The organism is Sphingomonas sp. (assembly GCF_031361285.1).
Lineage (GTDB): Bacteria > Pseudomonadota > Alphaproteobacteria > Sphingomonadales > Sphingomonadaceae > Sphingomicrobium.
The window spans coordinates 1-13,236 of sequence record NZ_JANMCO010000058.1; the positions used below are offsets into that span (position 1 = coordinate 1).

The 13,236-nt window shown below is 65.9% G+C and carries 12 protein-coding genes, 1 tRNA gene and 1 pseudogene; 8 read left to right on the forward strand and 6 right to left on the reverse strand.

Going from position 1 to position 13,236, the window contains the following annotated elements:
• A pseudogene (locus RMO25_RS05960) lies at nucleotides 1-239 on the reverse strand (fatty acid hydroxylase family protein); the annotation flags it as partial.
• 46 nt (nucleotides 240-285) lie between these two features.
• On the opposite strand from RMO25_RS05960, the gene crtY reads away from it, so the two are divergent.
• Genes crtY through RMO25_RS05975 form a run of 3 tightly spaced genes read left to right on the forward strand, consistent with a single transcriptional unit; the run spans nucleotide 286 to nucleotide 3,847 of the window.
• Nucleotides 286-1,431 carry a lycopene beta-cyclase CrtY gene (gene crtY, locus RMO25_RS05965; RefSeq protein WP_309661688.1) on the forward strand — a complete coding sequence of 382 codons (1,146 nt, stop codon included), beginning with the start codon at nucleotides 286-288 and terminating at the stop codon, nucleotides 1,429-1,431.
• On the forward strand, nucleotides 1,428-2,894 hold the full coding sequence (locus RMO25_RS05970) for a phytoene desaturase (RefSeq protein ID WP_309661689.1): 1,467 nt from the start codon (nucleotides 1,428-1,430) through the stop codon (nucleotides 2,892-2,894). Before crtY ends, RMO25_RS05970 begins: the two co-directional genes overlap by 4 nt.
• Nucleotides 2,891-3,847 carry a phytoene/squalene synthase family protein gene (locus RMO25_RS05975; RefSeq protein ID WP_309661690.1) on the forward strand — a complete coding sequence of 319 codons (957 nt, stop codon included), beginning with the start codon at nucleotides 2,891-2,893 and terminating at the stop codon, nucleotides 3,845-3,847. Before RMO25_RS05970 ends, RMO25_RS05975 begins: the two co-directional genes overlap by 4 nt.
• Here the strand turns inward: RMO25_RS05975 and RMO25_RS05980 are convergent.
• The 3 genes from RMO25_RS05980 to RMO25_RS05990 are packed head-to-tail and all read right to left on the reverse strand — an operon-like array spanning nucleotide 3,765 to nucleotide 5,120.
• Complete coding sequence (locus tag RMO25_RS05980) at nucleotides 3,765-4,292, reverse strand: sterol desaturase family protein (protein ID WP_309661691.1); 528 nt, start codon at nucleotides 4,290-4,292, stop codon at nucleotides 3,765-3,767. The genes RMO25_RS05975 and RMO25_RS05980 overlap by 83 nt on opposite strands.
• Before the next feature lie 19 nt (nucleotides 4,293-4,311).
• Nucleotides 4,312-4,605, reverse strand: coding sequence for a hypothetical protein (locus RMO25_RS05985; protein ID WP_309661692.1), 294 nt, complete (start codon nucleotides 4,603-4,605; stop codon nucleotides 4,312-4,314).
• Nucleotides 4,605-5,120, reverse strand: a complete 516-nt coding sequence (locus RMO25_RS05990; protein WP_309661693.1) for a DNA-deoxyinosine glycosylase — start codon at nucleotides 5,118-5,120, stop codon at nucleotides 4,605-4,607. Before RMO25_RS05990 ends, RMO25_RS05985 begins: the two co-directional genes overlap by 1 nt.
• A gap of 59 nt (nucleotides 5,121-5,179) precedes the next feature.
• On the opposite strand from RMO25_RS05990, the gene RMO25_RS05995 reads away from it, so the two are divergent.
• The 4 genes from RMO25_RS05995 (at nucleotide 5,180) to RMO25_RS06010 (ending at nucleotide 9,370) form a co-directional block, all read left to right on the forward strand.
• Nucleotides 5,180-6,349 (forward strand): glycosyltransferase family 1 protein, encoded by a 1,170-nt coding sequence (locus RMO25_RS05995; protein WP_309661694.1) that lies wholly within the window; start codon nucleotides 5,180-5,182, stop codon nucleotides 6,347-6,349.
• A 90-nt stretch (nucleotides 6,350-6,439) separates the two neighbouring features.
• Nucleotides 6,440-7,768: a replication-associated recombination protein A gene (locus RMO25_RS06000; protein ID WP_309661695.1), complete on the forward strand. Its 1,329-nt coding sequence runs from the start codon at nucleotides 6,440-6,442 to the stop codon at nucleotides 7,766-7,768.
• Nucleotides 7,769-7,784: 16 nt separating this feature from the next.
• Nucleotides 7,785-9,086 (forward strand): mechanosensitive ion channel, encoded by a 1,302-nt coding sequence (locus RMO25_RS06005; RefSeq protein WP_309661696.1) that lies wholly within the window; start codon nucleotides 7,785-7,787, stop codon nucleotides 9,084-9,086.
• Nucleotides 9,087-9,297: 211 nt separating this feature from the next.
• Nucleotides 9,298-9,370, forward strand: a tRNA-Thr gene (locus tag RMO25_RS06010).
• Nucleotides 9,371-9,632: 262 nt separating this feature from the next.
• Here the strand turns inward: RMO25_RS06010 and RMO25_RS06015 are convergent.
• Entirely contained in the window at nucleotides 9,633-10,820 is a 1,188-nt protein-coding gene (locus RMO25_RS06015) for a threonine synthase (RefSeq protein ID WP_309661697.1), read from the reverse strand.
• Nucleotides 10,821-10,828: 8 nt separating this feature from the next.
• On the reverse strand, nucleotides 10,829-11,716 hold the full coding sequence (locus RMO25_RS06020; protein WP_309661698.1) for a cation diffusion facilitator family transporter: 888 nt from the start codon (nucleotides 11,714-11,716) through the stop codon (nucleotides 10,829-10,831).
• A gap of 138 nt (nucleotides 11,717-11,854) precedes the next feature.
• On the opposite strand from RMO25_RS06020, the gene RMO25_RS06025 reads away from it, so the two are divergent.
• The coding region (locus RMO25_RS06025; protein ID WP_309661699.1) for a TonB-dependent receptor plug domain-containing protein at nucleotides 11,855-13,236 on the forward strand (1,382 nt) is incomplete at its 3' end.

Below are 13,236 nucleotides of genomic sequence, written 5' to 3' on the forward strand. Positions count from 1 at the left end.
TAAATTCGCGTCCACCCGCGCTGCTGCCAGCCCCAGGCGACGATCCCCGCCGGGACGCCATAAATCGCCGCCGAGGCGAGGCTCCAGCCGATTTCGCGCCGGACCTGTGCGCCCTGTCCCGACAGCCGCCCGGGGTAGCGCCGCGCGGTCAGCGCCGCGAACAGGCCGGAACTGACGAGATAGCGCAGCGCGACGATCAGGCTCATCGCCAGCGCGGACAGGAACAGGGCAGCGGCCATGGCGCCAGACTAGGCGCGCACCGCCGCTCCCGCTAGAGCGCCAGCAATGCCGATCGACCGCCCCGACCTGATCATTGTTGGCGGCGGGCTGGCCGGCGGACTGGCGGCGCTGGCGCTTCGGCGGGCACGGCCCGCGCTGGCGTTGACCATCGTCGAGCCGGGCCTGACAATCGGCGGCCATCATCTGTGGAGCTATTTCGGCAGCGACATTGAAAGCGGCGACCGGCAGCTGGTCGATCCGCTCGCGGCGCACCGCTGGCCCGGCTACCGCGTCCGTTTCCCGGCGCGCGAGCGGCGGCTGGCCGAACCCTATTACACGATTGAAAGCGAAGCGCTCGACATCGCGGTGCGGGCGAGTGGCGCGACCATCGTCAGGGCCAGCGCAGTCCATGCCGCGCCGACCGAGGTGCACCTCGATAACGGGAAATCTCTCTCCGCCTCCGCCGTGCTCGACACGCGCGGAATCGCTGCCGCGCCTGTTGGTCTGCGCTGCGGCTGGCAGAAATTCGTCGGTCAGCTGCTCGACGTACCCACCGGCCACGGTCTTGCCGAGCCGCTGGTAATGGACGCGGCGGTCGACCAGGCCGACGGCTACCGCTTCGTTTATTGCCTGCCCTTCTCGCCGACGCAGGTCTTCGTCGAGGATACCTATTACTCGGATACGCCGGACCTCGATCCGACCGAGCTTGCAGGCCGCATCGCTGACTATGCGGCGCGCCAAGGCTGGGCGGTCGCGAGCATCAGCCGCACCGAACGCGGCGTCCTCCCGGTCGTCACCGGCGGCCAGTTTGATACGTTCTGGCCCGCTACCGACACCCTTGCCCGCGGCGGCGTGCGCGCCGGACTGTTCCACCCCTTGACCAGTTTTTCGCTGCCCGACGCGGTGCGCTTCGCCAGCTGGCTTGCAGCCCGTGCCCCGCTCGATAGTCGACTCGGCGGCGCCACGCGCAACTTTGCCGAGGCGCACTGGCGGCGAGGCAAGTTCGACCGGCTGCTGGCGAGAATGTTGATGGAGGCCGCCGACCCGCCGCGGCGTTATCGCGTGCTCGAACGCTTCTACCGCTTGCCGGCCCCGCTCATCGCCCGCTTCTACGCCGGCCGCTCGACCCTTTTCGACCGCGCGCGCATCCTCGCCGGCCGCCCGCCCGTATCGCTGGCGCGGGCAATCCGGGCCATCGGAGGGACCAGGTGAAGTCAGCGATTGTTATCGGGTCGGGGTTCGGCGGACTGGCGCTCGCCATCCGCCTGCAGTCTGCCGGCGTGCCGACGACCATCGTCGAGGCGCGCGACAAGCCTGGAGGCCGCGCTTATTTTTGGGAGCGCGACGGCCATATATTCGACAGCGGGCCGACCGTCATAACCGACCCCGACTGCCTGAAGCGATTGTGGACGCTAAGCGGGCAGGACATGGCGAGCGACGTCGAGCTGGTTCCGGTCATGCCCTTCTACGCGCTGGACTGGCCCGACGGCACGCGGTTCGATTGTTCCAACCACGACGAACGGCTGTTCGCGCAGATCGAAGCGCTCCACCCCGCCGACGTCGAGGGCTACAGACGTTTCCTCGCTTATTCGGCGGGCGTCTATCGGGAGGGGTATGTCAAACTCGGCGCCAAGGCATTCGAAAGCCTCGGCGACATGCTCAAGGCAGCGCCCGCGCTGGTGCGCTATCAGGCGTGGCGCTCGGTGTATTCGGTAGTTTCAAGCTTTGTGAAGAACGAATATTTGCGACAGGCACTCAGTTTCCACACGCTACTGGTCGGTGGCAATCCGATGACCTGCTCGTCGATCTATGCGCTGATCCACAAGCTCGAGCGTGACGGTGGTGTCTGGTTCGCGATGGGCGGCACGAACACACTCGTCGCCGGCCTGGTCACGCTGTTCAAGCGGCTGGGCGGGACGCTGCGTCTGAATGATCCCGCCGTGGCAATCGAGACGGAAAACCGCCGCGCGACCGCCGTCCGGACCGCATCGGGCTGGCGCGGCACCGCCGACGCCATCGCCTGCAACGGCGATATCGTCGCCAGCTATGGCCTGGTCGAGGGTGACGAGCGCGGACCGGCCCGGGTCAAGGCGCTCAAACGCAAGCGCTATTCGCCGTCGCTATTCGTCCTACACTTCGGGTTGACCGGCACCTGCCCGGACATTCCGAATCACATGATATTGTTCGGCCCGCGCTACCGCGAGTTGCTGGGCGACATTTACGACCGTGGCACCCTCGCCGCCGACCCCGCACTTTATCTCCACCACCCGACCGCTACCGACCCGTCGATGGCCCCACCGGACTGCTCTACCTTTTATGCGCTGGCACCCGTTCCGCATCTCGGCAAGGCGAACATCGACTGGGCTGGAGAGGGCAAACGCTATGCCGAAGTGGTCCTCGACACGATCGAGCAGCGACTGATCCCCGGCGTCCGCTCGCGGATCCGCTCCCGCTTCCATTATACCCCGAGCGATTTCCAGTCCGACCTGTTCGCTCACCTCGGCAGCGCTTTCAGCCTGGAGCCGGTCTTGACCCAGTCGGCCTGGTTCCGCCCGCATAACCGTGATGACGTCATCAGAAATCTCTATTTCGTTGGCGCCGGGACTCATCCTGGCGCGGGCATTCCCGGTGTCGTCGGCTCGGCCGAGGCGACCGCGGGACTGATGCTAGCATGACGGCTGACCGCCAGCGTCTGGTCGAGGAGGCCCAACGGTCGATCGCCACCGGATCGAAAAGCTTCCGCTTCGCCAGCCAGATTTTCGACCTGGCAACTCGCGAGCGCAGCTGGCTGCTTTATTCCTGGTGCCGCGCCTGCGACGATATCACCGACAGCCAGACTCTTGGCCATGACGCGAACCTGACCGGCGACCCCGCCGCGCGACTTGCCTTCCTGACCGAGATGACCGATGCCGCGCTGGCCGGGCGGACTACGGGCATCGCCGCGTTCGACGCTCTGGCCGCCGTCGCCGCCGAGACTGGCATTCCCTCGGACTTGCCCCGAGAGCATTTGGCCGGCTTCGCCCGCGACTCCGCCCGATGGAGCCCCGCCAACGTCGAGGAGCTGCTCAGTTATTGCTTCCAGGTCGCCGGCGTGGTGGGGGTGATGATGGCCCATGTCATGGACGTCGACCCGGCCGAATGCGACACAATGGACCGCGCGGCGGATCTCGGCATTGCCTTTCAGCTCGCCAACATCGCCCGCGACATCGTCGATGACGCTCGCGTCGGGCGCTGTTACCTCCCTGCCGATTGGCGCGCGGTCGAAGGGCTGGCCAGCGCCGATTTGACCGATCCGCGCCACCGCCCGGCGCTTGCCCGAATCACCCGCCGCCTCGCCGATCTCGCCGACGCCTATCGCCGGTCGAGCAAGGTCGGCGCCGCGCGACTGCCGTTCCGCAGCCGCTGGGCGGTGCTGTCGGCGGCCGGCATTTACGGCGAGGTCGCGACCCGCGCAGTGGCGCTCGGCCCGCGCGCCTGGGACCGGCGCATCAGCATTTCCAAAGCGGAGAAATTCGCTTTGGTAATCGAAGCGTTCGGCGAGGCCCTTATGCCCGCTCCGAAGCTCGGCCGCGCGGGGCTGTGGAGTCGCCCGCCGACGCCCGCAGCCGCCCAGCCAGCGCAACCTTGAGCTGTTCGACCGGCGGCGCCCACAAAAAGCCGAAGCTGACCGCCCCCTCGCGGCTTTCGATCGCATGGTGGAGTCGGTGCGCCTGGACGATCTGCTTAAAATATGGAGACCGCGGCACAATCCGGTGCGCGACGCGGCGGTGGACGATGATGTCGTGGAAGCCGACATAAATCGCGCCATAGGCTGCGATCCCCGCCCCGACCCAGATTGCCCACGCACCCCATTCACCCTGCACGCCGCCATACAGCAGCAGGATCGACGGGACCGCGAAGATTACGCCATAAAGGTCATTGAGCTCAAACCGCCCCCCCCGCGCCCGGTGATGGCTTTCGTGTAGGACCCAGCCCAGCCGCCCGTGCATCAACCAACGGTGCATGACATAGGCAAAGCCCTCCATGAAGGCGACGGTCAGGACGAGCAGCAACAAACCGGAAATCAGGGACATTTCCCGGCCTATACACCGATCATTGCGGCTCGGACAGGAAGCGCATCAGCTGCGCCAAGGTCGCTTCCATCTGATCCTGCATCTGGGTGATCAACTCATTTTCGCGCATGCCCTCATGATCGAGCGGCTTCGAATAGCTGTCGGAAAAGGCCTGCAAATCTTCCTTGTCGAATATGCCTTTGGAGACCAGCTTGGCGAGGATCACGAGGAGGCCGTTGGTGTTGGCAATGTTCCCCGCGACCAGCGCTTCGTCGACCATCGAAAGATTGGCGTCTTCTTCCTCTTCATCGCGGCTTTCGATGAGTTCGTCCATCACTGCATAGTGCCGTATTTCGGTGCCAGCGCAAGCGGCCCCAACACAGCCCATCGCGCCGCCTTTTCGGCAACGGAGAGGGTGTAGGCCGGACTTGACGACGGCAGGTCGATCAGCGCCAGGCCGGGTGCATCGGACAGCGCGGCCCGCCCGATTCGCGCCGCGGTTTTCCCGTTGAACGCGACCGCCCTCAACCGCGAAAGCCTTCCCGCGAACTCGGCCAGCGGATTAACGCGGGCATCGCGGATCGCGCCGTCGAGGCTGCCTTGGCGCTGGGCTTCGGCGACCACATCCCACAACGCAACGCCGCGCTCGGCCAGCCGCTCCAGCCGCGCGCCATAGTCTAGCCCGGCGAGCGGCTCGCCCAGCGCCGCGCCGAGCAGCTGCCAGAACTGATTTTGCGGGTGCGCATAGTAACGCTGGGCGGCGAGCGACGCCTCGCCCGGCAGGCTGCCGAGCAACAATAGCACCGCATCAGCCCCGCCAACGGGGGCCATCGAGGACTTGCGTTCCATCGTTCGCCACTAGCGCGACAGTTGCCCGAACGCATCCGCTTTGGCTAAGGCCGAGCGCAATGACCCCCGACGCGCTCCGCATTGCCCTGTTCTCGGGCAATTATAACTATGTCCGCGACGGTGCGAACCAGGCGCTTAATCGGCTGGTCGACTTTCTCCTTCGCCAGGGTGCCAATGTCCGGGTCTATTCGCCGGTCGTCGCTGAACCGGCCTTCCCGGCGACCGGCGACTTGATTGGTGTGCCGTCGCTGGCGATTCCCGGGCGCGACGAATATCGTTTCCCGCTGGCTTTGACGCGGGAGGTGCGGCGCGATCTCGCCAATTTCGCGCCCAACATCGTCCATATCGCCAGCCCGGACCTCGTCGCTCACCGCGCCGTCAGCTGGGCGCGGGCGCGCGGTATCCCCGCCGTCGCATCGGTTCACACGCGATTCGAAACCTATCTGCAATATTATCACCTGCAGGCTCTTGAACCAGCCGTTCGCGCGCTGTTGCGCCGACTCTACCGCCGCTGTGACGCGATTGTCGCCCCAGCCGAATCGACCGCCGCCATCCTTCGCGCGCAGCGAATGAATCGCCATATCTCGATCTGGTCGCGCGGGGTCGACCGCGAGCAGTTCAACCCGGAGCGGAGAAGCGCGGAGTTCCGCCGGGCCAACGGCATCAGCGATGACGAAATGGTGGTCGTCTTCCTTGGCCGGTTGGTGCTGGAAAAGGGCCTGGACGTGTTCGTCGATGTGGTTGACGCTGGCCGCGCCGCCGGCGTGCCGATGAAAATATTGGTGATCGGCGAGGGTCCGGCGCGCGACTGGTTCGCCGAACGGCTGCCTGACGCAGTGTTCACGGGCCAACTGACCGGGGCCGAACTGGCCACGGCGCTGGCCTCGGCCGACGTGTTCCTCAATCCCTCGATCACCGAAGCGTTCGGCAATGTGACGCAGGAAGCCATGGCCTGTGCGTTGCCGGTGGTCGCCGCCGCCGCGACCGGCGCCAACAGCCTGATCGTCGATGGAGTCAGCGGCGTGCTGGTCGCGCCCGACGACCTAGAGGGCTTCGCCGAGGCGCTCGCTACCTATCAACGCGACCCGGCATTGCGCGCCCGCCACGGCGCCGCCGGCCTTGCCTTCGCCAGGACGCGCGACTGGGACGAGATTAACGGCGCGGTAATGCGCTTTTACCAGCAGGTCATCGCCCGGCGGGAACGCCTTCAGCGCAAGCTTGGCCGCTAACGTCCGGGCCGCTCGATCCGCTGCGCCGCCTCGTAGCTTCACCGGTCGACCGGGGGATACAAATTTCCTCTGTCGTGGTTAGAAGCGGACATGGCCGACCTGTTCGCCCCCGAGCCCGCGACCGAAGCCGAAGCGGCGACCCGCGCCCCGCTCGCCGACCGCGTCCGGCCGCGGGCACTCGATGAGGTGGTCGGACAGGAGCATCTGACTGGCACCGACGGCGCGATCGGGCGGATGGTCGCCGCGGGCAAGCTCTCCTCGATGATCTTGTGGGGCCCGCCCGGCACCGGCAAGACCAGCATCGCCCGGCTGCTCGCCGATGCGGTCGGCATGCGCTTCGTCGCGCTGTCGGCGGTGTTCTCCGGGGTCGCGGACCTCAAGAAGATCTTCGCCGAAGCGCGCACCGCCGCCCGCGCCGGTCAACGCACCTTGCTGTTCGTGGACGAGATCCACCGCTTCAACCGCGCCCAGCAGGACGGCTTCCTGCCATATGTCGAGGACGGCACCGTCACCCTTGTCGGGGCCACCACCGAAAATCCCAGCTTCGAATTAAATGCGGCCTTGCTGTCGCGTTGCCAGGTTTTGATCCTGCGTCGGCTCGATCACCAGGCGTTGGAGACGTTGATCGAACGCGCCGAGGCCGAGGTCGCCCGCCCGCTGCCCGTGATTGAGGAAGCGCGGGCCGCCTTGATCGCCAGTGCCGATGGCGACGGCCGGTTCCTGCTCAATCAGGCCGAAACCCTGTTCGACGTCGAGCTTGACGCGCCGCTCGATCCCGCCGCGCTGTCCGCGCTGCTGCATCGCCGCGTGGCGGTCTACGACAAGGACCGCGAGGGCCACTACAACCTCATCTCGGCGCTCCACAAAAGCCTTCGCGGCTCCGACCCGCAGTCGGCGCTATATTATATGGCGCGAATGCTCGTTGCCGGCGAAGAGCCGCTCTATTTGCTGCGGCGCCTGGTCCGTTTCGCCTCTGAGGACATCGGCCTCGCTGATCCCCAGGCACTGGTCCAATGCCTCGCCGCCAAGGAAACCTACGACTTCCTCGGCTCGCCCGAGGGCGAGCTGGCCATTGTCCAAGCTTGCCTTTATCTCGCCACCGCGCCCAAATCGAATGCCGCCTATGTCGCGCAGAAGACCGCCTGGCGCAGCGCCCGGGAGACCGGCTCGCTGATGCCGCCGGCGCACATCCTCAACGCCCCGACCAAGCTGATGAAGGACATCGGCTACGGCCAGGGCTACGCTTACGATCATGACACAGACGAGGGGTTTTCCGGCGCTGATTACTGGCCTGAGGAAATGGAGCCACAGGCATTTTACCAGCCGACCAATCGAGGCTTTGAAGCCAAGGTCGCCGAACGCATTGCATATTGGAATGAGATGCGGCTGAAGCGAGCAACAGACGTTCAAAACAACTAAACCACGGAGACCATCGATGTATACCAGCGACGCACCCGCCGCTTATTGGCGCGACCAGTTGGTCCTGTGGGGGCCCAAGGTCCTACTTGCGATCCTGATCCTGGTCGTCACCCACTTCATCGCCAAGGCGATCCAGTGGGCGGTGGCGCGGGGCATCGACAAGGTGCCGGTGTTGAAGCGCCATCCGCAAGCCGGCGGCGACTCTGTCGGGATCGAGCTTGGCCGCCTTGCCTATTGGCTGGTGTGGCTGGTCGGGCTGATCGCGGCGCTCCAGCCGCTCGGCCTGTCGCAGGTGGTGACCCCGGTGACTTTGCTGACCAACGAAGTCTTCGCCTTCATTCCCCATTTGCTCGGCGCGGGCTTGATCTTCTTCGCCGGACTGATCCTGGGGCGGATCGTCGGTCACATCATCGAGGCCGCGCTCGGCGCACTCAATCTAGAGCGGCTGGCGAGCCGCGCCGGCCTCAAGCTGGGCGACACCCCGGTAGCGGTCGATACGGCGGGCAATGCCACCGACGGCGCCGCCCCGGCGCGCAGCACCATCGCCCGGGCTGTCGGGATGACGGTCAGCGCGATTATCATCATCTTCGGAGCCATTGCGGCGCTTCAGGCGCTCGGCATCAGCGCCATCGCCGATCCCGCCATAGCGATGCTGCAAACCATCGCGCTCGCTATTCCACGGGTATTCGCCGCGCTGGTGTGGCTGGCGATCGCTTTCCTGATTGGCCGCTGGGTCAAGACGTTGATCGAGACTGTGCTGCCGAGCTTGCGCTTCGACGACAGCGTGCGCGCGCTCGGCATCATGCCGGCGAACTCCAATCCGTCGCGTGTCGTCGGCGCCATCGCCATGACCGCAATCCTGCGCGCCGCCGCGAGCGAGGCGGCGCGGCAGCTGGGCGGCGACAGCGTTGCGGCCTTGCTGTTCCAGATCACCGCGCTGGGCGGCAAGGTGATCTTTGGCACCGTCATCATCGTCGCCGGGCTGTTTCTCGCCCGGATGCTCGCGTCCTTGGTCGGCAGCTCGACCGGGGAAGCCGGCTACGCACAGGCCATCGTCAAATATGCGATCATCGCCTTGTTCACTGCGATCGGCCTGACCTTCATGGGCCTGGCCGACCAGATTGTGATGATGGCGTTCGGCCTGATCCTCGGTTCGGCCGCGGTCGCGACAGCGCTGGCGTTCGGGCTTGGCGGGCGCGATGCCGCGGCGCGGATTCTCGAGGAATGGGCGGACGAGCGGACACCGCCTGCCCGCCTGCCTCCGCCGCGCATTCGCAAAGCGCCACCCGAGGACGACAGCCACTCACCACTGGTGTGAGGGTATTCGAGAACTTCGCGATCGTTGATTGGTCGGGCGAAGCAGTCGCGCGTCCTCTGATGATCACTCGACGGACGCGATCTTGACCACGGCTTGGCTCCGTGGCTCTGCTCAAGGCGAGGTGCTTTGGGCTCCAGCCGGACTGTCTGCCGAGTTCGAACAAACCGAAGGCTGGACGTTCGGCGTGCTCTGACGCAAATGCGCAATCGTTGCCGGATTAGCTCAGTTGGTAGAGCAGCGGTTTTGTAAACCGAAGGTCGCGGGTTCGACTCCTGCATCCGGCACCGACCGCAGACCTGCCGGGGGCAGGTCGAGGCCGGTGCCCCACGCGCAGTCCGGGGGACTGCCGAGAACGGTGCCCACGCCGCCATCGATCGTTTCGCATTCAAGTTATCCACAGCTTTTCGCTTTTTGCCGATCCATTTACGCAGAAAGCCCGGAACAACCGTGGGCCAACATCGTTCTATTCCCGTGCTTCAAATCTTCGGAGGCGAAGTATGGAAAGCCCCGGCAACTTCGGTTGTCGGGGTTTACCGCGTCTGGGGCCTAGAGGTCCGTTGGCCGCGCGGTCGCCAACGCCAACTCCCGCGAGCGATCCGGCAGCGGATATTTGTTACCGTTGGCGCAATTGAACAGCAGCACCGTCTCGTCTTTGGCGACCAGGCCGCGTTCCAGGGCCAAACGCCACCCGGCGACCACCGCGCCGCCTTCCGGACACAACAGAATCCCATCATCCCGCGCGACATCTTCGACTGCCTGGATGATCGCGACCTCGTCGACGGCCAACGCCGCGCCGCTGCTTTCCCGCACCGCGCGCAGGATCAGGAAGTCGCCGACCGCCTTGGGCACGCGAATGCCGGTCGCGACCGTGGCGGCGCCTTCCCACCGTTCGGCATATTCCTCGCCCGCGTCGAACGCGCGGACGATCGGCGCGCAACCGGCGGCCTGGATCGCGAACATCCGCGGCCGCTCTGGTCCGATCAGGCCGACTGCCTCCAGCTCGTCGAACGCTTTCCACATGCCAATCAGGCCGGTGCCGCCGCCGGTCGGGTAGAAGATCGCGTCGGGCAATTTCCAGTTCAGCTGCTCGGCGAGCTCGAAGCCCATCACCTTCTTGCCCTCGAGGCGGTACGGCTCCTTCAATGTCGAGCAATCGAACCACAGCCCTTGCGCCGCGCCCTCGCCGACTAGCCGCCCGCATTCGTCGATCTGCCCGTCCGCGACATAGACCCGGGCGCCATAGGCCGCGGTTTCGCGCACGTTGATCTCGGGTGTTTCGGCGGGACAGACCACGACCGTCTCGATCCCCGCCCGCGCGCCATAAGCGGCGAGCGCGGCGCCGGCGTTGCCATTGGTCGGCAGCGCCATGCGGGCGATCTCGAAATGCCTGGCCATGGTCACCGCCATCGCCAGCCCGCGCGCCTTGAACGATCCGGTCGGCAGCCGCCCTTCGTCCTTGACCAGCAAATTGGGTGCGGTTCCGGTCAGGCTCAGGATCGGCGTCTCGGGCTCGCCGAGGCTGACCGGTTCAACGCCGTCGGGCAGCGGCAGCAATTCGCGCCATTTCCACATCGTCGGTTCGCGGCTCGCGAGGTCTTCGCGGGTCAGCGTCGCCCGCGCCTTGTCCAGATCATAGCGCACCAGCAGAGGCTTGCCCGCCCGCGACAGGCCATGCACCTGCCCTGCTTCGTAGCGCTCGCCGGTTAGCGAGCATTCGAGATGGGTGACATACATCGCGGCGCCTAGCAGTTGCCGTTGCGGGCATCGCTCAGTTCGACCTGAATCGTGCAATGTTGAATATGAAATCGATCGTGCAGCAGCGCTCTGGCGCGCGCCAGCAAGGCATCGCTGCTCCGCCCGGGCACGACGAGATGGGCGGTCAGCGCGGTTTCGGTCGTGCTCAGCGGCCAGACATGGAGGTGATGCACCCCCACCACCCCGTCGAGCTGCTCCAGCGCGGCTTCAACTTCGTCGACGTCGATGCCACTCGGCACGCCGGCCAGCGACATCCACACCGACTCTTTGAGCAGGCCAATGCTGCTCCAGAAGATTACCACCGCGACCGCCAGGCTCATCGCCGGATCAACCCATTGCTGGCCAGTCCGGAGGATGACGAATCCCGCGACCACGACGGCGGCTGAAACGCCGGCGTCGGCCGCCATGTGGAGGAAGGCCCCGCGGATATTGATGTCCCGCGATCCGCCGCGCGCGAACAGCAGCGCGGTCAGTCCATTCACGACAATCCCGATCGTCGCGACGATCATGACCGTGCCTCCGGCGGTGGGGGCAGGATGGAACAGCCGCCGGACGGCCTCGGCGACAATTGCGCCGATCGCGACCAGCAGGAACAAGGCATTGACCAACGCCCCCAGGATTGACGCCTTCTTGAGGCCGTAGGTGAAGCGGGGCGATGGCGATGCTCGCGCCATGGTCATGCCCGCCCAGGCGACGACCAGCCCGAGCACGTCGGCAAGATTATGCCCGGCATCGGCGACCAATGCCATCGAGCCGGCGAGGAAGCCGAATACGGTTTCGGCGACGACAAAGCTTAAGTTGAGCGCGATCCCGATGGCGAACGCCCGGCCATAGTCGGTCGCGTTTGCGTGGTGATGGGAATGGCCGCCGCTCATCGGCGCGGCCTACCGGCAGTATTTCCGCAACACAAATGCGGCTGGACGAACTGATGGGACCGTTCGTCGCTGCCAGGGTTGCGATAATATATCATACGGAATAGCGCGCTGCCCAAGCCCAACAGGAATTCCCGCTCCATGTCTCAGCCGATCTATTCGCTCGCCGCGCTTGCCGTTCTGCTTCCTCTCCATCCGGCTCACGCGGAAAGCGGAGCCGTTGCGGACTCGGCCGCAACCCCGGCCCCGACCGCCGAAGCGGCGCACAAGGATCACGATGCGGAAATCGTGGTCACGGGGGTGCGCCGCAATGCCAGCGACGTGCTTGGCGGCATTTCGGTGCTCGACCAGGAGGACCTGACGCGCCAGGTCCGACCAAGCATCGGCGAGACGCTGGCCAGGCAACCCGGCGTGTCGTCGACCAGCTTCGGCCCGACCGCGTCGTCGCCGGTGCTGCGCGGCCTGTCCGGCGACCGCATTCGCGTGCTCACCGACGGCATCGGCAGCCTCGACTTGGGCTCGTCCGGCCCCGATCACGCGATCACCATCAATCCCTTGACCGCCGAGCGGATCGAAGTGCTGCGCGGCCCCTCGGCCTTGCTGTTCGGATCTTCGGCGATCGGCGGCGTCGTCAACGTCATCGACGCCCGCATCCCGCGAAAAATGCCCGATGGCCCGGTGGGCGTCGATGCCCTCCTCAACTATGGCAGTGCCGCCAACGAGCGCTCGGGCAATGTGTCGATCGACGTGCCGGTCGCCGGGCATTTCGTGCTGCATGGCGACGGCAGCTATTCCAAAACCGACGATCTGCGCACCGGCGGCCACCTGCTGTCGGACGACCTTCGCGCGGCGGCGCTCGCCAGCCCCGATCCCACCATCCGGGCGCTCTCAGATCTCAAGGGCAAACTGCCCAACACTGCCGGCCGCGCGGCCGACATTGCGGGCGGTGTCGCCTACGTCGATGGCAGACTGAATGTTGGCATTTCGATTGGCCATCATACCGCCCGCTACGGCGTGCCGATCCGGTTCGCGCTCGATCCCGAGGTCGAGTCCGACAAGCCCACGATCGACGTCCACCAGACGCGCGGCGACGTGCGTGCCGAAGTGCCGCTGAGCGGCCTGTTCAGTTTCGCCAAAGTGCGCGGCGGACTGTCCAAATATCACCACGACGAGCTCGCACCCGATGGCAGCATCGCCTCCAGCTTCTTCAGCAACGGCAGCGAAGCGCGGGCCGAACTGGTCCAGACCGAGCGCTCGGGCTGGGGCGGTACCAGCGGCGTGCAATATCTGAATCGCGACGTGCGCATTCGCGGCGACGAGAAATTCCTGCCCGACGCCCGTCAAACGCAGAGTGGGCTGTTCACTCTGCAAACCTTCGTCAGCGGACCGTTCAGGCTGGAGGCCGGCGGCCGCGTTGAGTTCAGCCAGCTGATCGCCAAGGCCGACGAGCAGATCGACACGCCAGCCGCGAGCCGCAAGTTCAAGACTCTCTCGGGCTCGCTCGGCGGCAGCTATGAGTTCAC